This is a genomic window from Akkermansia sp. UBA7090 (genome assembly GCF_002493465.1).
In the GTDB taxonomy this organism is placed as follows: Bacteria; Verrucomicrobiota; Verrucomicrobiia; order Verrucomicrobiales; family Akkermansiaceae; genus Akkermansia; species Akkermansia muciniphila_A.
The window spans coordinates 150,177-169,913 of sequence record NZ_DKYW01000009.1 but is presented as its reverse complement, the minus strand read 5'-3'; the positions used below and the strand labels follow the sequence as shown (position 1 = coordinate 169,913).

Annotated in this window: 18 protein-coding genes; 11 read left to right on the top strand and 7 right to left on the bottom strand. The window is 56.6% G+C overall.

What is annotated here, in order from left to right; all coding sequences use genetic code 11:
• Positions 1-81: 81 nt before the first annotated feature.
• Together pyk and B3075_RS03665 are read left to right on the top strand one after the other, a co-directional pair.
• The gene (gene pyk / locus B3075_RS03670) at positions 82-1,503 is read left to right on the top strand and encodes a pyruvate kinase (protein WP_290489674.1); all 1,422 of its coding nucleotides are present in this window, start codon (positions 82-84) and stop codon (positions 1,501-1,503) included.
• Entirely contained in the window at positions 1,503-2,018 is a 516-nt protein-coding gene (locus B3075_RS03665; protein WP_128154917.1) for a GNAT family N-acetyltransferase, read from the top strand. Before pyk ends, B3075_RS03665 begins: the two co-directional genes overlap by 1 nt.
• Here B3075_RS03665 and B3075_RS03660 read toward each other — a convergent pair.
• The 7 genes from B3075_RS03660 to queG form a co-directional block, all read right to left on the bottom strand.
• A complete protein-coding gene (locus tag B3075_RS03660) occupies positions 2,006-2,797 on the bottom strand; it encodes a hypothetical protein (RefSeq protein ID WP_290489673.1) in 792 nt (263 codons plus the stop codon). The genes B3075_RS03665 and B3075_RS03660 overlap by 13 nt on opposite strands.
• 413 nt (positions 2,798-3,210) lie before the next feature.
• Positions 3,211-4,095, bottom strand: a complete 885-nt coding sequence (locus B3075_RS03655; RefSeq protein ID WP_094137385.1) for a hypothetical protein — start codon at positions 4,093-4,095, stop codon at positions 3,211-3,213.
• A 126-nt stretch (positions 4,096-4,221) separates the two neighbouring features.
• Positions 4,222-4,989, bottom strand: a complete 768-nt coding sequence (locus tag B3075_RS03650; protein ID WP_290489672.1) for an HAD family hydrolase — start codon at positions 4,987-4,989, stop codon at positions 4,222-4,224.
• A gap of 128 nt (positions 4,990-5,117) precedes the next feature.
• Positions 5,118-5,729 (bottom strand): 30S ribosomal protein S4, encoded by a 612-nt coding sequence (gene rpsD, locus B3075_RS03645; protein ID WP_022198459.1) that lies wholly within the window; start codon positions 5,727-5,729, stop codon positions 5,118-5,120.
• Between the two features lie 33 nt (positions 5,730-5,762).
• On the bottom strand, positions 5,763-6,314 hold the full coding sequence (rpsK, locus tag B3075_RS03640; RefSeq protein ID WP_102732367.1) for a 30S ribosomal protein S11: 552 nt from the start codon (positions 6,312-6,314) through the stop codon (positions 5,763-5,765).
• A gap of 32 nt (positions 6,315-6,346) precedes the next feature.
• Positions 6,347-6,724, bottom strand: coding sequence for a 30S ribosomal protein S13 (gene rpsM, locus B3075_RS03635; RefSeq protein WP_012419492.1), 378 nt, complete (start codon positions 6,722-6,724; stop codon positions 6,347-6,349).
• 118 nt (positions 6,725-6,842) lie between these two features.
• Entirely contained in the window at positions 6,843-7,904 is a 1,062-nt protein-coding gene (gene queG / locus B3075_RS03630; RefSeq protein WP_290489671.1) for a tRNA epoxyqueuosine(34) reductase QueG, read from the bottom strand.
• A 102-nt stretch (positions 7,905-8,006) separates the two neighbouring features.
• On the opposite strand from queG, the gene B3075_RS03625 reads away from it, so the two are divergent.
• The 9 genes from B3075_RS03625 (at position 8,007) to B3075_RS03585 (ending at position 19,706) form a co-directional block, all read left to right on the top strand.
• Complete coding sequence (locus B3075_RS03625) at positions 8,007-8,930, top strand: mitochondrial fission ELM1 family protein (protein WP_290489670.1); 924 nt, start codon at positions 8,007-8,009, stop codon at positions 8,928-8,930.
• Positions 8,927-10,039: a glycosyltransferase gene (locus B3075_RS03620; protein WP_128154900.1), complete on the top strand. Its 1,113-nt coding sequence runs from the start codon at positions 8,927-8,929 to the stop codon at positions 10,037-10,039. Before B3075_RS03625 ends, B3075_RS03620 begins: the two co-directional genes overlap by 4 nt.
• Positions 10,036-11,163 carry a DNA-processing protein DprA gene (gene dprA, locus B3075_RS03615; RefSeq protein ID WP_128154896.1) on the top strand — a complete coding sequence of 376 codons (1,128 nt, stop codon included), beginning with the start codon at positions 10,036-10,038 and terminating at the stop codon, positions 11,161-11,163. The genes B3075_RS03620 and dprA overlap by 4 nt, the downstream gene beginning before the upstream one ends.
• A 565-nt stretch (positions 11,164-11,728) precedes the next feature.
• Positions 11,729-12,652 (top strand): D-alanyl-D-alanine carboxypeptidase family protein, encoded by a 924-nt coding sequence (locus tag B3075_RS03610; protein ID WP_128207816.1) that lies wholly within the window; start codon positions 11,729-11,731, stop codon positions 12,650-12,652.
• A 58-nt stretch (positions 12,653-12,710) separates the two neighbouring features.
• Positions 12,711-13,832 (top strand): redox-regulated ATPase YchF, encoded by a 1,122-nt coding sequence (ychF, locus tag B3075_RS03605; RefSeq protein WP_094136964.1) that lies wholly within the window; start codon positions 12,711-12,713, stop codon positions 13,830-13,832.
• Positions 13,833-13,907: 75 nt separating this feature from the next.
• Entirely contained in the window at positions 13,908-14,993 is a 1,086-nt protein-coding gene (gene gcvT / locus B3075_RS03600) for a glycine cleavage system aminomethyltransferase GcvT (protein ID WP_128154890.1), read from the top strand.
• A gap of 70 nt (positions 14,994-15,063) precedes the next feature.
• Positions 15,064-15,444: a glycine cleavage system protein GcvH gene (gcvH, locus tag B3075_RS03595; protein WP_012419500.1), complete on the top strand. Its 381-nt coding sequence runs from the start codon at positions 15,064-15,066 to the stop codon at positions 15,442-15,444.
• Positions 15,445-15,541: 97 nt separating this feature from the next.
• Entirely contained in the window at positions 15,542-18,388 is a 2,847-nt protein-coding gene (gcvP, locus tag B3075_RS03590) for an aminomethyl-transferring glycine dehydrogenase (RefSeq protein WP_290489669.1), read from the top strand.
• Between the two features lie 352 nt (positions 18,389-18,740).
• The gene (locus B3075_RS03585; protein WP_343125173.1) at positions 18,741-19,706 is read left to right on the top strand and encodes a hypothetical protein; all 966 of its coding nucleotides are present in this window, start codon (positions 18,741-18,743) and stop codon (positions 19,704-19,706) included.
• The last annotated feature ends 31 nt before the right edge of the window (positions 19,707-19,737 follow it).

Sequence of the window (19,737 nt, the reverse complement as noted above, 5' to 3'; positions counted from 1 at the left end):
ACATGCAACAATCCTGCCATGTATCATAAAAAACTTCATTTAAATGCTCCGTAAGATACATTATGGGCACTGACAAAGACCATGAACACACCCTCCCGGCCTCGGGCCACCAAAATCATCTGCACTATTGGCCCCGCAACAGACACTTCCGACATGCTGGGCCAGCTTATTGAAGCCGGAGCCAACGTCTTCCGGCTCAATATGAGCCATTCCCAGCACGACTGGGTTCGGGAAGTCGTCTTCCGCATCCGCCGGAAAGCTGCGGAACTGAAAGCGAACGTGGCCATCCTCTTTGACCTCCAGGGGCCTTCCATCCGCACGGGAGATCTGGTTGAACCCTACCATTTGAAAAAAGGAGACACAATGGAAATCCGCCTGGGCACGGCCAAGCCGGAACTTCCTTTTTCCACCACGGTAAACTATGACGGCCTCCTGCAGGACGTTCAGGCGGGCCATACCATGGTGGTGGATAACGGAGGTATCCTCATGCGCATTGCGGAAGTGCGCCCGGACAGGCTTATCTGCGACGTGCTCACGGAAGGCGTATTCGGCTCCCGCCGCCACATCAACCTGCCCGGCGTAGCGCTGCGGCTCCCGGCCCTGACGGAAAAAGACCTGGCGGATCTGGCCGTGGCCGTAGAATGCGAGACGGACTACGTAGCCATGTCCTTTGTCCGGGATGCCGCCCATATTGCCCAGCTCCGGGAACATATCGACAACTTGGGAGGCAAAGCCCAGATCGTCGCAAAGATTGAAGACCAGCAGGCTATCCGCCACATTGACGATATCATCCTGGCCGCAGACGTCATCATGGTCGCGCGCGGAGACCTGGGCATTGAAGTCAGCATTGAAGAACTGCCCATCATCCAGCGCCGCATCATCCGCCATTGCCACAGGCTGGGACGCCGCTGCATCGTGGCAACGCATATGCTGGAATCCATGATCACCCAGCCTACGCCCACCCGTGCGGAAGTCACGGACGTTTCCAACGCCATCTTTGAACAAGTGGACGCCGTCATGCTTTCCGGGGAAACCTCCGTGGGCCATTACCCCGTACGCTGCGTGGAAGTGCTGGACTCCATCGCCCACCGTATGGAACGCTCCGGCAACCTCAACTTCGCGGCATCCGCCATCCTGAACGGAGACCGTCAGAAAGCCACCAAGGCAGCCATCTCCCTAGCGGACTCCGTGGAAAACGCCTGTCTGGTCGTCTTTACCCGCCGCGGCCTGGCCGCCACGCAGGCAGCCGTCCTCAGGCCGGAACGGGCGGCCATCTTCGCCTTCAGCAATGACCCTGTCGTTGTCAGGCAGCTCGCCCTGGCTCGCGACGTAACCGCCTTTGAATCCCCCTTCCTGAAAGATCCGGCCCGCATGATTTCCACCGCTCTGGACCTGTTGAAGGAAAGAGGGCTGATCTCCTCCGGTCAGCCTGTCGTCATCCAGGGGGACAGTCTGCAAGGGGAACTGCTGGCGGACTCCATCATCTTCATGCGCGTGGAATAATGGCCCGCACCTTTCCTATAGAGCGGGAGACGGCCGTATGGCCCCCGCCCGCCCCCCTCAGGGAACTTCTGCGGGATGCAGATCCGGACGAACGCCGGATAGCGGATCATCTGGCCCACGGCGAACTTTACGTCGCAAGAAACTGCGGAGCTACCGCCGGAGTCATCGTTATCCGTCAGACGGGGGAAAATACATGGGAAATCATGAATTGCTCCGTAGCCCCTGAATATAGAAGGCAGCGCTGCGGAACAGCCCTGGTGCGGCACGCCCTGGACATCATCAGAAACAAAGGGGGCCGGTATGCGGAAGTGGGAACGTCCGATGCGTCTCCGGGGCCAATGTCCCTCTATGAAAGCTGCGGATTCCAGGTTTCTGGCGTCATCAACAACCACTTCACGGACAACTATCCGGAACCCGTCTGGGATAACGGCGTGCAATGCATTGACATGATCCGCATGCGTGCGGACCTCTCCCTTCGGGAAGAAGGGGGCCCCCATGCTGCTCAGAAAGCATAAACCAGGCTGGCTCCCGTGACCCAGCTATTACCCTTCACCAGCGTTCTTCCATACACGCGGTTCACCCCGTGGGAACCTTTGCCGAGCCAGTGCAGGCCAACGAAAGGCTCTATAAAAACATTCCCGAACAGGCGGTAATTCGCCGTCACCCTGAAATAGAGAGACTGCCAGCCGTTGCTGCTGGAAGGCCAATAGGAAGAACTCAACACGGCGCCGAATTTAAAGCCCATATAAAGGTTTTCCGTCATCCGGAAATCCGATCCCGTGCACATATCAAACCACCAGCCCGTAATTCCGTAAAAGGAATATGCGGCACTTCCCTGCGCATAAAAACCGGGAAGGAATCCCACATCATGGCGCATAATCAGCGCCGTTTCATACGTTGTCCCCCCATTGCCGAACAAACGTTCGGAAGCAAACCCCGCTAATCCGCCGTCATTCGCACGAAAAGACAATGCCGCATACGTAGCCTTTCCAAGCTTCCGCTGAAGGCCAAGATCCACCATCGTCTCATTCTCTATATCCGCCGCCGGATGCCCCAGTAAAATCTCCTCCTTCAAAGCCAGAATCAGGGAATACCGGTCATTCAAATCGCTTCTCCAATCCAGCCGCAGAGGCGCCGTGGGATTACAGCCCGCGGGAATCAGGCCTCTAAACTCGTAATTAGTGGAATACCCGGCTTTGATACTGCCGCTGACCGGTCTTAAAGCAGGAACGGAAGGAACCTCCGGAATGCGGGATTCCGCCGAAGAAACGGCCATGAAAGCGACGGAGGACATACCTGCTCCAAGGAGAAAAGAAAAAAAGAAATTCATAACATCGAAATGCCGTGCGGAAAGTATTCTGGATAAAAAAACTCCTCTTGGCAACAAGCAAAAACGCCGCTGATCCCTGCTCCGCTTCAGGAAACATCATTCAAGTTTGCCCCCGTCAACTTCAGAAAGGATAAACGGAGTCAAAACAGTCCACTACTTTGAAAGTCTTATCAGGCTTGCCGCCCCTGCCCTAACCCCGGTTGGACTTGAAGGGGCCCGGTTGAAGCTGGCAAAAGGAACGAGAGACAGGTTCCTGGAGACCAGTTTCACCGGAAGTTCAACTTTCAGTCATCAGGCCCGGGAACCATTGGAAATAAAAAGCGCGGCGGATTTCTCCGCCGCACCTGAAAATATCATTCAATCGTTGGCCGGATGGCTTAGAAAGAATAGACGAGGCTGGCGCCAGCCACCACGCCGAAGTTCTTGTAAGGCTTGTCTCCCTTATCCAGGCCCTTATTGACCTTCAACGCGCCGCAGCCGGCCCAGTTGAAGCTGACAAAGGGAACAAGGGAAAGGTTCTTCACTCCCAGCTTCACCGGAAGTTCAGCTTTCACCCACCAGGCCTGAGCGCCATTGGCCTGCTCAAACGCAGCGCCAAAATAGCTGGACGTGGCGGACATGCCGGCCGTTACGACAATGTCCGTGGCAGGGCAGAGAGCTGCCTTGTAGCCAACGTAAGGCTGGAACCACCAGCCGGTCATGCCCTGGAAGGCATAGCTCGTGGTCACGCCGGCAAACCAGTTCTTGGTCACATCATAGTTCAGGTTCAGGTAAAACTCCTGCGTGACGGAATGAGCGTGGTCATACTTGGCAAAGCTGCCCAGCAGGCCGCCATGAATCAGATTCCAGCCAAGCGTCGTGGACAGATTGTTCAACAAACCGTCCTTATTCTGCCAGCCAAGATTGAAATTGGTCTCATTGTGGAAGGACGTATCCCTGTCCCCCATGAGATGGTGGCCTGAAGTCAAGGTCGTATAAGAAGCGGAAGCCACGATGGAGTTGGCATCACACAGCTTGTAATTCAGATTGACACCAGCAGGGATAACGCTATCCCCTTCCGCCAGCGCGTGGGAAGCCACAATGCCGCGGCAGGTGTAATTGGAAGCGTACCCGGCGTAAATATCGCCGGACAGCGGGCTGGTAGTCGCCACAGGAGCGGGAACCGGAGTCGGAGCAACAATCTTGACGGGAGTCCCCGCAAGAGCGGCTCCGGCAAAGGACGCCACAACTGCAGCAACACTGATGATGTTCTTGGTTTGCATGACTATTACTTGGTTAGGGTATTAATTGTTGATTTGCTAACATGGAAAGAAAAACGCTTTTTTCCCCCTTGTTAAGAAAAGTGAAACATTTTCGTCACAAAAGTAAAGCATTTTTCTCTCCACCCATCAACCAACCATTGATTTTCTGTCATTTACATTTACCAGCCCCATGACAAAAAAGACAATCTTCCATATCTTCCCAAGCCTTCCCTTCCAGGGTCTGGCAGGATACAGACACTCCGCGCCATCCAGACGCCTGTCTTTCTGCAGGGCAGGAGAAGGATTCACCAGAACCTTTCTCCTGCAGGAAAGCAGCATGGGCATATCCGCTGCACTGTCGCTGTAAGCAACGGCGTTTTCCAGAATGCCGTGCTCCGGAAGCACATTCCCCTCCCGCAAGCGTTTCACTTTCACCGCCCCTTTATTATTACCGTGCGGCAGTTCCGGCATTGCCGGCATGCGTTTCTCCAGAAGCACATCCGTACCCAAAACTCCATCAAACCCCAGCAGCTCCCCCAGAGGCTTCACATAAAATGAAGGAGAGGCGGAAACCATGAGGCACAGATACCCCTTCTTCCGGTCTTCTTCCAGCCGTTCCTTCAGCTCCGGATAAATCCATTCCTGCGCCATCCTGGCAAACTTCCGTCCATATTCCCGTACCGTTTCAGCGGGGAGCCCCCACAAATACATGAGATAGGCTCGCTTCATCCGTTTTTCATCCCATATTTTCAAAACATAAAACGGAATACAAGCCAGGAAGAGAACAATCAGCAGGCGCCTCCAGGGATGGAGCCTTACCACGAAACAGGAGAAAACATATTGCGTATCCCAAGGCAGGAGCGTTCCGTCCATATCAAAAAGAGCCACGCCTCTTCCTTTCCAATCGTCCGTCATGGTTTCATCCTATACCCGCTTTCCTCAACTCTCAACACCCAACTCCTCCATTACTCCCCCTGAATGCCCAAAACCCCGACCGCCAAAAGGCAACCGGGGTTTTGAAGCAAATCCAGAAGGAAATAAGATTAACGGGAGTAGAATTCCACGATGAGCTGCTCGTTGACGATGGGAGCAATCTCTTCCTTGGAAGGCACGCGGGCAATCTTGCCCGTGAGCTTGTCACGGTCGCATTCCAGCCAATCCGGAACCACAGTAGCCTGAGTCAGGTCAAGGGAACGGGTAACCAGCTGCTGGGAGGAAGCCTTGCCGCCAACGGCAATGACATCGCCCGGACGGCAGGAGTAGGACGCAATGTTCGTCTTCTTGCCGTTCACGGTGATGTGGCCGTGGGAAACGAGCTGACGGGCTCCGGCGCGGGTGTTGCTGAAACCGAGGCGGTACACAACATTATCCAGACGAAGCTCAAGAAGCTGAAGCAGAATATCGCCGGTAATGCCGCGGCGGCGGGCGGCTTCTGCATAATACTTGCGGAACTGGCCTTCAAGCACACCGTACTGGAAACGCAGCTTCTGTTTTTCAGCAAGCATCACGCCATAGTCGGATTTCTTCTTGCGGCCGGCGCGCATGCCATGCTGGCCGGGAGGGAAGGGGCGCTTTTCAAGAGCCTTGGTGGAACCGAAAAGGGCAACGCCAAAACGGCGGGACACTTTATCGCGGGGACCGGTATAACGAGCCATGATATATTAGATCTATAGGTAAAGGATTCTCAATTAGACGCGGCGGGCCTTCGGAGGACGGCAGCCGTTGTGGGGAATGGGAGTCACGTCCTTGATGGAGGTGATTTCAATACCGATCGTCTGCACGGCACGTACAGCGGATTCACGACCGGAACCGGGACCCTTCACTCGCACTTCCACTTCACGCAAGCCGTGGCCCATGGCCTGGCGGCAGGCGTCCTGGCACACCACCTGCCCGGCATAGGCCGTGCTCTTGCGGGACCCCTTAAAGCCCATCTTGCCGGCGGAGGACCAGCCGATGACATTGCCGCGCTGGTCGGTCACAGTCACGACGGTGTTGTTGAACGTGGAGGAAACGTGAACCACGCCCGTGGAAACGTTTTTGCTGCCCTTGGCCTTCAGGATTTTGGGCTTGTCGTCATCGCCGCCCAGACCAAGTTCCGCAAAGATGTCCTTGCGGGGTTCAGGCTTCTTGATTTCTTCAGGAGCGGAAACAGCGGCGGCCGGAGTTTCAGCGACGGGAGCGGAAGCTGCCGCTTCCACAGGCTGTTCGGCGATTTCGTTGGTGATTTCTTCGCTAGCCATAGTAAAGCTATATTAAAATTCAGATTGGCGGATTACTTCTTCTTGGCCTGCGCGCCAACAGTCTTCTTCTTGCCTTTACGGGTGCGGGCGTTCGTACGGGTACGCTGGCCGCGCACCGGAAGGCCACGGCGGTGACGCTGACCGCGATAGCAGTTGATGGAGGTCAGACGCTTGAGGATGGATTGCTTTTCACGACGAAGGTCACCTTCAATCAAAATGCCGTCAGTGGTGATCACTTGAACAATCTTCGTGAGCTGTTCGTCGGTAAGCTGTCCCGTGCGGATGTCGGGATTGATGCCTGCTTGTTCCAGGATTCTCTTAGAAGTCGAGCGACCAATTCCGTAAATATACGGAAGGGAAGCCTCGATGCGCTTCTCGTTGGGTATTTCTGTACCGAAAAGGCGTGCCATAATGGATTGGATTTGCTAGCTGTTATTTTTCTCTGCCTCGCGCAGAGCTATTGCTTGGGGCAAGATGGATACCATAAATTGAGGTTTTGACAAGACCAAAACATCATTTTTTCTATTTTTAATCTCTTGCGCCGCTTGAAGATGCATGCCGTCCGTAACGGCGGAGGATGCGCTCCACCGCCCAGGAGGCATGCTCCTCCACCAGAGGGGACTCCCCGTAAAGCGTCTTCAGAAAATCAACGTCATCCGGAGTTCCCGCATTCCCCATCACAATGCAGCCGTTGCGCAACAGCCCCTCCCTCTTGAGCCTTTTCAAAGGAGAATTCCGGAACAGGGCGGCAAAACCGCCGGCATCCAGGGAAAGAAGATCGCGCAGGGAAACAGAAGACAGAAAACGGGACATGCGGAACCGTTCGTCAGCGTCCGGCAGAGGTTTGCTGTTCCAGGGACAGACCGTCACGCAGGTATCGCACCCGTACAAGCGCGTGCCTATCAGGGGACGGATTTTTTCCGGAATAGCCCCCCGGTGTTCAATCGTCCAGTAGGAAAGGCAGCGGCCGGCATCAACCTGACCGTTCTCCATAATCGCGCCTGTCGGGCACAGGGCCGCGCAACGGCGGCAACTGCCGCATCCGTTTGATACCGGAGCGTCCGGCTCCAGTTCCAGCGTAGTCAGCAGGGTGGCGATAAAAAAGCGGGAGCCTCCTTTCCTGCGCACAATCAGGCCGCTTCTTCCGCGCCATCCCAGGCCGCACGTCTCCGCATGCTCCCGTTCCATAACAGGGCCGGAATCCACATACCCCTTCTGCTCTCCTCCGTAAATGGAAAGCAGCTCCTGCAAATCCGCCAGTTTTTCCTCCAGAATTCCGTGGTAATCCCTTCCATGGGCGTAAAGGCAAATGCTTCCCTCCCCCTCCGGCCGCATAACGGGGCTGTCATAATCATAGGACAGGCAGATGACGGAACGGCATCCGGGAAGCACTTCCGCGGGGTCCGCGCGCCGCTCCGGGGAACGCGCCATCCATTCCATTCCGGCGTGCCATCCGCGCTCCAGCCATTGAAATAATTTCTCCGCATGCAGGCTCTTTCCCGCGCGGGCTACCCGGCAGCCGGAAAATCCAAGCTGCCGGGACACGGCGCACAAGGAATTTTTAATCACAGCGGGATCCGGAGTCAGCACGCCGGAATCATGAACAAGAACGCGCCTTCCACCAAGAATTTTCTTCTGTCCGGAGGGAATTGGATTGCCTGCACCTCGCCGCCGCTTCATAATAACGCTTATATGAACATCCGGATTCTGAGCGATGGGAAACAGGGCCACCTCAACCAGTCCCTGGGGCTGGCGCAGGCCCTGATATCCAAAGCGGGAGGAACCGTGGAAACGGTGGATCTGCAGGGACTTTCCCTTCTGGGGAAAATCCGGAAGGTCGTCTCCGGCAGCGATATTCCGCGGCCGGACCTGTTCATTTCCGCCGGCCACGCAACGCATATCCCGCTCATCTGCGCACGGCACCATTTCAAAACCCGGGCCGTCCTCTGCATGAAACCCACGCTTCCCTGCTCCTTTTTCGACCTCTGCCTTATTCCCCGCCACGACCTGGATTCCGGCCGCGATTACACTGACACGGATATCTTCCCCACCCGGGGAGCCCTCCACCCCATGAGGCCCAACCCATCCGAACCAAAGGATATCACCCTGATTCTCATCGGAGGACCCAGCAAAGACTTTGACTGGGATGACGAAAGCATGCTCAATCAGCTCTCTTCCATCAGCATCCACACCCCCGGGAACATCGTTTTGACCACCTCACGCCGGACGCCGGACGGCTTTGCGGAAAAAATCCGGACAGCCGTTCCGGAAATCACCGTCGTTCCCGTAGAGGAGACCCGGCCGGGCTGGGTGGCCCGGCATCTGGCGCACGCCTCCGCCGCCTGGGTCAGCCAGGACAGCGTCTCCATGGTTTATGAGGCTCTCGGCTCCGGCGCGCCTGTAGGCCTCCTTTCCGTGCCGCGCCGGCATGGCAACCGCAAATCCCGCATCCTGTCCGGCCTGGAGATACTGGAGAAGGAAGGCATGGTTACTGGATACAGTGACTGGAAAAAACAGAACTTCCGCCTGGCGGCTCCAGGTTCCCCCCTTCTGGAAGCGGACCGTGCGGCAGACTACATCCTCTTCAGATTTTTCCCCCAGCTCCGCGCCTTATGAAAATAGTGCATCTCGTCCCCTCCATGGAATCCGGAGGCGTGGAACAAGTCGTTATGGAACTGGGCAGCGGCCTTTCTTCCCGGGGCGTGGAAAATATCGTCGTTTCCGGAGGCGGACGCCTGGTGCCCCGTCTGGAAAAGGAAGGCTCCCGCCATATCCTGATGCCGATAGGGAAAAAAAGCATCTCCACTCTCTTCCGCATCGGAGCCCTCCGCGCCCTGCTTCAGGCCGTCAGGCCGGATATCCTGCATCTCCATTCCCGCGTTCCTGCATGGGCGGGCTACCTGGCATGGAAAAAGCTGCCGCCGGAAGACCGGCCCGGCCTCGTCACCAGCGTTCACGGCTTTTACTCCGTCAACCGGTACTCCGCCATCATGAGCCGGGGAGAGCGGGTGATCGCCGTCTCCAACTGCATCAGGGACTATATCCTCGCCCATTATCCGTCCACCCCGCCGGACCACATCAGAATCATACCCAACGCCATTTCTCCTGACCAGTATCATCCGGACTACTCCCCCTCCCGGGAATGGCTCACGGGCTGGTTCATGTCCTATCCCGAGCTGAAGGGAAAATTCACCCTGTGCCTGCCGGGCCGCATCACGCGCCTGAAAGGGCATCTGGATCTGATTCCAGTCGTCAGGCAGCTTCTGGAACAGGGGATTCCGGCCCACGCCGTCATCGTAGGAGAAGCCAAGAAAGGGAAAGAAGAATATAAAACCGAAGTCCTGCGGGCAATAGAGCGTTCCGGCGTCTCCCAGGCTTTCACCTGGACAGGACATCGCCAGGATCTGCGGGACATTATTTCCACGTGTTCCGTCACCCTCTCCCTGACCAAAAGCCCGGAAGCTTTCGGCAAATCAACCCTGGAGGCTCTTGCTCTGGGAAAACCCGTTGCCGGATACGCTCACGGAGGAGTCAAGGAACAGCTGGACGCCTTCCTTCCGGAAGGGAATGTCGCCGTAGAAGATGCCGCCGCCATGGCGGACCTGCTGGCACGCTGGCACGCCCAGCCCCCCCCCCTGCCCCGGCAAATCCCCTCCCCTTACAAAATGCAGGATATGATTCAATCCCATCTGGACGTTTACCAGGAACTGACCACCTCTTCATGACTCCCCGGGAAGCAGCCATAGCCCTGAACCTGATACCGGGCCTGGGCCCTGTCAGAATCATGCGCCTTCTGCAGGTATTCGCCACTCCGGAACTGATTCTGGAATCCCCTGCCTCTCTGTTGATGGAGATTCCCGGCATCGGGGCGCAACTGGCGCGCCATATTTCCTCCTGGCGGAGCACCGTCAACCCGTACAGGGAACTGGAACTGGCGGAAAACGCGGGAGCTTCAGTCACCACGGTTTTTGACGACTCCTACCCATCCTCCCTGCGTGATCTGCCGGCCCCGCCCATTGTCCTGTACTCCTGGGGAAACTGGACTGAAACAGATGCCGAACGCTCCATTGCCGTCGTCGGCTCACGCATGGCCACCCATTACGGCAGGCTTTGCGCCAGAAACGTCTCCCATGACCTGGCGGAAGCCGGAGTAACCGTTATTTCCGGACTGGCGCGCGGCGTGGACACGGAAGCCCATGCCGGGGCCATGGACGCGGGAGGACGCACCATCGCCGTCATCGGGGCAGGGCTCAACAAACTGTATCCTCGGGAAAACAGCAATTTGGCGCAGCGCATTGCGGACGGACATGGAGCGGTAGTTTCCGAGTTCCCGATGGATTTGCCTCCCTCCCGCACCACTTTTCCCATGCGCAACCGCATCGTGAGCGGCTGGAGCCGCGCTACGCTGGTGGTGGAAGCGTCCGGACGCAGCGGAGCTTTGATCACAGCCCGGACGGCGGCCGAACAGGGCCGGGACGTTTTCTGCATCCCCGGACCGGTTGACCGGCATTCTTCCGACGGATGCCATGCCCTCATCCGGGACGGAGCTATCCTGGCTACCGGAGCCTCCGATATTTTGCAGGACATGAACTGGGCCGTTCCGGAACAGGGACTGCCTCTCTTCTCTCCAGGAGCTCCTTCCAGAGCCACGCCCCCACCGCTTCCCACTTTGGAAGAAAAGGAAATTCTCCACGCCATCAGACTGGGGTTCAATACGATTGACACCCTCTGCACCTCTCTGGGAAAAGCGGCGCACATCATCACCCCGCTTTTGGCAAAAATGCAAATTGCAGGGCAAATCACTCCGGACGCCGGAGGGTATTTTTCCATAAACAGCAGGAAACTGTAGGCGGATTCTGCTTTTCCGCCGGGAAAAACGCCGGTTCCAGGGCACCTTTCCTTGCCCCTTGACCGTGGCGCCGTAAGGCGCCTCCGGCCATCCCCACATAAAAATCTTCTCAGCCGGAAGCCAAACAAACATCTTCAAACAGCCGCCAAATTCTTCCTTCAATAATTATTATTCCAGAAATTAAATCTATCGGCAACGCATCCCCGGCATTTTAAATGCCAGCGGCAAAATTGACATGTCTGCAAAACAGAATATGTTCAGAAAAAATCTCTGATATATTTTCTGAACGCAAGCCAGGGCGCATACGGAAACACCTCCTGAAAGAATTGTTGACGAACATATTTTGAACGCATTTTTCCTGCACGGAGTCTTATCCTTCACAAGATCTGTCCGACGGGTGAAAAAAATAATTCAAACTCCGTTCAGGGTGGTTTTTGGTTCCATAGGTAGTTAATAGAGAAAAAAGGCCGCGGATTGTTTGATCCGCGGCTTTTTTTCGTCCGGCTCTCTTTCAAAGGCGGAGTTTGGGCTTGATGAATGAAACTTCTTACTGTAGCAACAAGACATGCGTTTATTCGCCCTCCTTGCAGGATTCTCCCTTTGCCTGAGCTCCACAAGCTGCCAATCGTTCGGGGATTCAAATGATTACATCCCTCTCGCAACGCCCGTTCCCCCCCAGCTCTCCCAGCCGGTTTCCAATGCCCTCCCCCACCCTGCCAATTTCCCCACACGCCCTGTAGCCATTCCCTCCAGCGCCCCGCGCACGCCCCGCTGCGCCAGCGCCTGCGTTATGGACGCCCTCACCGGCAAAGTGCTCTTTTCGCACAACGGCCTTCAGCGCCGCCAGGTAGCCAGCACGCAGAAACTCGTGACGGCCATGGTCGTGCTGGATCACGGCAGCCTGGACAGAAAAGTGGTTATCCAGCCTTCCGATACCAAAGCGGACCCAACCAAACTGGGCTTCCGGGCGGGAGAAACCTATTCACGCCGCGAACTGCTCAATGCCTTGATGATTCGCAGTTTCAACGACGTAGCCCTGGCCCTGGCCCGTGATACGGCGGGTTCCGTTCCCCGTTTCGCCCAGCTGATGAATGCCAAGGCCCGGCAGATGGGCATGTACAACTCACGCTTCGCCAACCCCAACGGCCTCCCGGCAGACCAGTACTCCACCGCCATTGATATGGCCCGCTGCGCCTATTATGTGTACCGCAGCCCGGAACTGCGCAATATTATCTGCAAACGCCAGTATGCCTTTACCCGGGCCAACGGCAGGACGCTCCTGCTGAGAAATACCAACAAGCTGCTCAACCAGCATCCCTGGGTTACCGGAATGAAAACCGGATACACCAACGCCGCCGGACGCTGCCTGGTGTCCTCCGCCGGCTTCAACGGCCGCCACGTCATCGTCGTCGTCCTCGGCTGCCATCCGTCCCGCATCTGGGCGGAATCGGAAAATCTGCTCAAATGGGCTCTGGGAGCCGCGGCGTAAATACCCGGCGGCAATTGGTATTTGACTTTCACTGCGTGACCCGCTATCAGTCCTGCCTATGTTACAGGCAGGTATTGTAGGTCTCCCCAACGTCGGCAAATCCACTCTCTTCAATGCGGTCACCCGGACACGCAAGGCCCAGGCGGCCAACTATCCTTTCTGCACCATTGACCCGAACGTGGGTATGGTAACAGTCCCGGATCCCCGCCTGCAGGTGCTCTCCGACATGTCCGGTTCTGAAAAAATTATCCCCACGCTTATTGAATTCGTGGATATCGCCGGCCTGGTCAAGGGCGCTTCGGAAGGCGCCGGCCTGGGCAACCAGTTCCTGGCGAACATCCGTGAAGTGGACGCCATCGTGCAGGTAGTCCGCTGCTTTGACAATGACGACATCATCCACGAACTCGGTTCCGTGGACCCTCTGCGCGACATTGACATCATCAACTCGGAACTCATTCTGGCGGATATCGCCACCATGGAAAAAAGACTTTCTTCCCGCGAACGCAAGGCACGCAGCGGCGACAAGGAAGCCAAGGCCGAAGTGGCCCTCATCACCAAACTCCTGCCCCACCTGAACGAAGGCAACCCTGCCCTCACCTTGGAACCGCAGCTGGACGACGACGAACGCAAACTGCTCCATTCCTTCCAGCTGCTTTCGGATAAAAAAAGCATTTTCGCCTGCAATGTCAATGAAGACGAACTGGCGGACGCCATCTCCAACCCGGACGCTCATCCCTACGTCTCCCAGGTGAAAAAATACGTAGCGGAACACCACAATGCGGAAGCCATTGTCATCTCCGCCCGGATTGAAGAAGAACTCATCGACGTTTCGGAAGAAGAATCCCGCGAATTTCTGGAATCCCTGGGCGTGCAGGATTCCGGCGTTTCCGACCTCATCCGGGCCGTGTACCACCTTCTGGGCCTGCGCACCTACCTCACCACGGGAATCAAGGAAACGCGGGCCTGGACCATTCCGGCCGGGGCAAAAGCCCCCCAGGCGGCCGGCGTCATCCACACGGACTTCGAACGCGGTTTTATCGCTGCGGAGGTAGTGCACTACGACGACCTGGTTTCCTGCGGCGGCAAGACCGGAGCGCGGGAACACGGCAAGCTGCGTATCGAAGGAAAAGAATATGTCGTCAAGGACGGGGACGTCATCGAATTCCGCTTCAATGTCTAGAGCGGAGCGTTACCGGAATTCCATTGACTTTTACTGATATAAGGGGCAGATTGCTCATAACCTTCACATCGCCTCATGACTGATACAGACGTCAAATCCACCCCTCTGGCAGCTAAACATGTTGAACTGGGAGCCAGAATGGTTCCTTTCGCCGGCTGGAATATGCCGGTGCAGTACACCGGCATTCTGGACGAACACAAAGCAGTGCGCGAAGCCTGCGGCATCTTTGACATCTCCCACATGGGGCAGTTCACGGTAGCCGGGGCCTCCGCCGCAGCATGGCTGAACTCCATGCTGACCAATGATATTAACAAGCTGAATGTCGGCCAGGGACAGTACTCCGTCATGCTCAATGACCGGGCCGGAGTCATTGACGACCTCATCCTGTACCGGATGGAACCGGAAACATTCTTCGTAGTGGTGAATGCTTCCAAAATTGATGAAGACTTCGCATGGCTCTCCGCCCACAAACCTGCAGACGTAACCCTGGAAAACCATTCTGATGAATACGTGGGTCTGGCTGTCCAAGGCCCCGAATGCGGGGAAGTATTCTCCCGCGTCATTCCCGGCGTGGAACTTCCCCCCCGCAACGGAATTGCCCGCATCACGGCGGAAGGGTCGGATCTCATTGTCTGCCGCACCGGCTATACCGGGGAAGATGGTTTTGAATTCTTCTGCCCGGCTAAGGAAGGCGTTCAATGGTTTGAAGCCTTTCTTGGGGCAGGCGCCAAACCCTGCGGCCTGGGCGCCCGCGACAGCCTGCGCCTGGAAATGTGCTATCCTCTGAACGGCTCCGACCTCTCTCCGGACAAGACGCCTTTGGAAGCCGGGCTCGGCTTCTTCTGCGCGCTGGATACGGATTTCATCGGATCCGACATCCTCCGGGAACAAAAAGCCAACGGTCTCAGCCAGCGGCTGGCGGCTATTGAATACACCGGCAAGGGAGCCCCTCCCCGCGCCCATTATGCCGTTCATGTCCCCGGCGGAGAAGCCATCGGAGAACTTACCAGCGGCGTGCTCTCTCCTTCGCTGATGAAGGGTATTGCCCTGGCCTACCTGCCTGTCGCCCATGCCAAGGTCGGCACGGAGCTGGAAATTGACGTAAGGGGAAGGAAATTCCCGGCCGTGGTCGTAAAAAAACCCTTTTATAAAAAAGGCTGACACGACGGCGCAAAAATAAACTGACAAACACCTCATTTTACTACACTCTCACTTCAAACAATTACATCTTATGCACGACGTACCAGAAAATCTGCTGTATTCCAAGGATCACGAATGGATTGAAATTGACGGGGACATCGGCACCATCGGCATTTCAGACCATGCGCAGGCCGAACTCTCCGATGTCGTCTTTGTAGACCTTCCCGAAGTAGGCGCTACCGTCGCGGCCGGCGACCCCGTCGCCGTTGTGGAATCTGTCAAAGCCGCCAGCGACGTGTACACTCCCGTTTCAGGAGAAATTCTGGAGGTGAATGAAGAACTTTCCAATGATCCCTCCCTCATCAACTCCGATCCCTACGGCGCAGGCTGGCTGTACAAAATCCGCCTGGACGTTCCCACGGAAACGGAAGATATGATGAATGCCACGGATTACGAGGAATACTGCTCCTGAACCATTCCTTCCTCCCCCTGCCCCGGTGATTCCATCCCGGGGCATTTTGTTTGGCCCGCCCCCGCGGCCGAACGCTATTACCAGCCAGAGAAACCACATGAATACCCACTCAGATTTTGCCAGCCGGCACATCGGCCCCCAGGGAGAAGAGCGCCGGGAAATGCTCAACAGCCTCGGCTACCAGACGCTTGACGAACTCATTGCGGACATCGTTCCCGCAGATATCCGCATGAAAGCCCCGCTGGACCTGCCCGCCGCCAAATCGGAAACGGAAGCCCTGGAGGAACTCCGTTCCATCCTGCGGAAAAACAAGCTTCTGAAAACCTTCATTGGCCAGGGCTACTACGGCACCATCACTCCTTCCGTCATCCTCCGCAATGTACTGGAGAACCCCGGCTGGTACACGGCCTACACCCCTTACCAACCGGAAATCGCCCAGGGACGTCTGGAAATGCTCATGAACTTCCAGACCATGGTCTCTTCCCTGACAGGGCTGCCGGTGGCGAACGCCTCCCTGCTGGATGAAGGCACCGCCGCCGCAGAAGCCGTCACCATGTGCCGGAACGCGCGCCCCAAAGCAAACACCTTCTTTGTGGCGGACACCTGCCATCCCCAGACCATCAGCGTCATCCGCACCCGCGCCGCCTTCCAGGGCGTCAACATCATCGTGGGAGATTGCTCCTCCTTTGACCCCGCCTCCATCGGCGCGGATTTGGCCGGGGTGCTTGTCCAATATCCGGACACGCTCGGCCGCATCTGCGATTATACGGACTTCTTTTCCCGCGTGCATGCCACGGGCGCGCTCTGCGTCGTGGCGGCGGATCTCATGGCCCTTACCGTCATCCGGGAACCCGGCGCCTTCGGAGCCGATATCTGCATCGGCAACACGCAGCGTTTCGGTATCCCAATGGGCTTCGGCGGCCCCCATGCCGCCTACATGTCCTGCACGGACGCCCTCAAACGCCGCATGCCCGGCCGCCTTATCGGCATGTCCATAGATAACCTGGGCCGCCCTGCCTACCGCCTGGCCCTGCAAACGCGGGAACAGCATATTCGCCGCGACAAGGCGACTTCCAACATCTGCACCGCCCAGGTGCTCCTAGCCGTGCTGGCCGCCTTTTACGCCGTATGCCACGGCCAGGAAGGCCTCAAACGCATCGGCATGGAAATCCACCGGAAAACCAAAAACCTGTACAGGGCGCTCACGGAAGCCGGCATCGCCATTGAAAACAAAAACTTCTTTGACACCCTGCTGCTGTCCGTTCCCGGACAAGCGGACGCCATGGTGCAAAAAGCCCTGGAAGCCGGGTATAACATCCGCAGGGTGGATGCCGACCACGCAGCCATCTCTCTGGATGAAACCGCAACCTGTGCAGATGTAGCGGCGCTGGCCTCCGCCCTTGCAGGTGCGGAAACATCCGCCACCTGCGGCTGCGACGCTCCCGCCTGGGATCCCGTCCACACGCGCCAGACGCCTTTCTGCACGGAAAAGGCTTTCAACTCCTACCATTCCGAAACGGAAATGATGCGCTACATCCGCCGCCTGGAATCCCGGGACCTGGCTCTAAATGAAGCCATGATCCCTCTGGGCTCCTGCACGATGAAGCTGAACGCCTCCTCCGAAATGATTCCCATCACGTGGCCGGAAGCCAACTCCCTGCATCCCTTTGTTCCGGCGGATCAGTCGGAAGGCATCCGGGAAATGCTCTCCGTCCTGTCCGACCGTCTGGCGAAAATCACCGGCTTTGCCGCCGTCTCCCTCCAGCCCAACGCGGGCGCCGCAGGGGAATATGCCGGACTGTTGGCCATCCGCCGCTACCAGAAACACGCCGGAGAAGGCCACCGCAATGTTTGCCTCATTCCCACCTCCGCCCATGGGACCAATCCCGCCTCATCCGCCATGGCCGGTCTCAAGGTGGTGCCCGTCAAATGTGACGAAAGAGGTAACATCGACATGGCAGACCTGAAATCCCAGGCGGAAGCCCATAAGGACAATCTCTCCTGCATCATGGTCACGTACCCCTCCACGCACGGGGTGTATGAACAGACAATCAAGGAACTCTGCGACATCGTCCACGCCAATGGCGGCCAGGTGTACATGGACGGCGCCAACATGAATGCCCAGGTAGGTCTGACTTGCCCCGGCTGCATCGGCGCGGACGTCTGCCACCTGAACCTGCATAAAACCTTTGCCATGCCGCACGGCGGCGGCGGTCCCGGCATCGGCCCCATCGGCGTAGCGGAACACCTAGTGCCCTTCCTGCCCGGACACCTTACGCTGGGCCATGAAGAAGGGGCCGTAGCGTCTGCGGCGTGGGGGAGCGCCTCCATTGCCGCCATCTGCTGGATGTACCTCTCCATGATGGGGCCGGACGGCCTCAAGGAAGCCACGGAAATGGCCATCCTCAACGCCAACTACATCGCCAAGAAACTCGGCCATCTCTTCCCGGTTCTCTACTCCGGCAACAAGGGGCTGGTGGCGCATGAATGCATTCTGGATCCGCGCCAGCTCACTCATGACGCCGGTCTCACGGTGGATGACATCGCCAAGAGGCTCATGGACTACGGCTTCCACGGCCCCACCATGTCCTTCCCCGTTCCGGGCACCCTGATGGTGGAGCCGACGGAATCGGAACCCAAGCAGGAGCTGGACCGCTTCATTGAAGCCATGGAGCGCATTCATGCGGAAATCACGGCCATTATCAACGGTACGGCGGACAAGGAAGACAACGTCCTGAAAAACTCGCCTCATACCGCAGAAATGGTCTCCGCTGACGAATGGCGGCATCCCTACTCCCGCAGTGAAGCGGCCTATCCGGTCTCCGGTCTTCTTATCCACAAATTCTGGCCGTATGTAGGCCGGGTGGACAATGTGTATGGAGACCGCAACCTGGTCTGCACCTGCGACACGGTGGAGGAATTCACCAAGGCCGTAGAGTCATAAAAAATCTCACCCCACCTTTCAAAAAGGCTGTTCCAAATAAATGGGACAGCCTTTTTTATTGTTAAAATCGGATTTCTAATCCGGAGAAATAAACGCATTCGGAAAACAATTAAGCATAAAAGAGGTATGGATTAAAAAAGAGAAAAGACATATTTCTCTCACCCCGCTTTTTCCCCCTTGCATCTTGATGACCCGTTTGTTCTCAAAATAGAGTGTTGACTTCGGATTAGAAATCCGTTGAGCTAGGTTCCAGATGAGCTTTTTCTCTGCCCTTACTGTACCTGGACTGCAACAGCATCTCTCTTTTTCCAGGGAAGACTCCGCGATCCTCAAAGGGTATGGAATTCTCTTCATGATCTTTCATCATGTCTTCGGCTTATATGCTCTCCCCGCAAGCGTGGATACGGCATGGATCGCTCCCTGTCTTACAAAAGCCGCTCCCATCTTTAAAATTTGCGTACCCATTTTTATTTTCATCACGGGGTATGCTATGGGATGGAAAACGAATTCATCTTCAACCCTCGGTTCCCTCGTTAAAACAGGCTTTTCCCATTACCTTAAATTCTGGAAAATTTATTTCTTATGCCTTCTTCTGGCTACTCTGGTTTCCTGGGCATTCCCCTTGCCCATTTTGCCATCCGTTGCCGACATGGGCTGGAAAAACGGCCTGCTTGCCGTAACAGGATTGAAGCCCTGTTATCCCGACTGGTGGTACATGGCTCTTTTCGCGGCAGCCTCCATAGCCCTTTATCCCACTTGCGCATGGATCACGCATCACATTGCGCCTGTTCCATCCATGGCCGCCCTGCTGGGGGTGTCCCTTTTACTTCAAAGCATGACCCACATTCCCTGCCTGCCGGAAATCGCCTCCTCCTTCCCCTCTTTCCTTCCCTGCTTCATTCTCGGTTACATGTGCGCCTTTCTGGCTTCTCGCTTCTCTGCTCTTTCAACGTCCCAACGCCTGGGAGCAATCCTGTTGCTGGCTCTTGAAATACTATCCATCCATCTCTTCAGTTTTTCAAAAGCCAAAACCCTGACGGTTATCTTTCTCTTCACCCTCTGGTGCCTGCCTTGGATAACCCGGAAACTCCGCCTCACGCCTCTCCTGACGCTGCTGGGAACTTACTCCGCGCTTATGTGGCTGAATCACAGATTCATTTTCGGTTACCACTTTAGTTGGGATCTCTATGGGACCCGAAGCATCAGCATAGTATTCATCGTGACGCTGGCCTCCTCCCTTCTGCTGGCCATAGCCATGCAAAAACTTTTCAACCGGATGATTCGCCCTAATCCGCCAGCGCAGTCAAAAACTTTGTAACAACCTCACCAAGTACGGATTCCAACGCCTT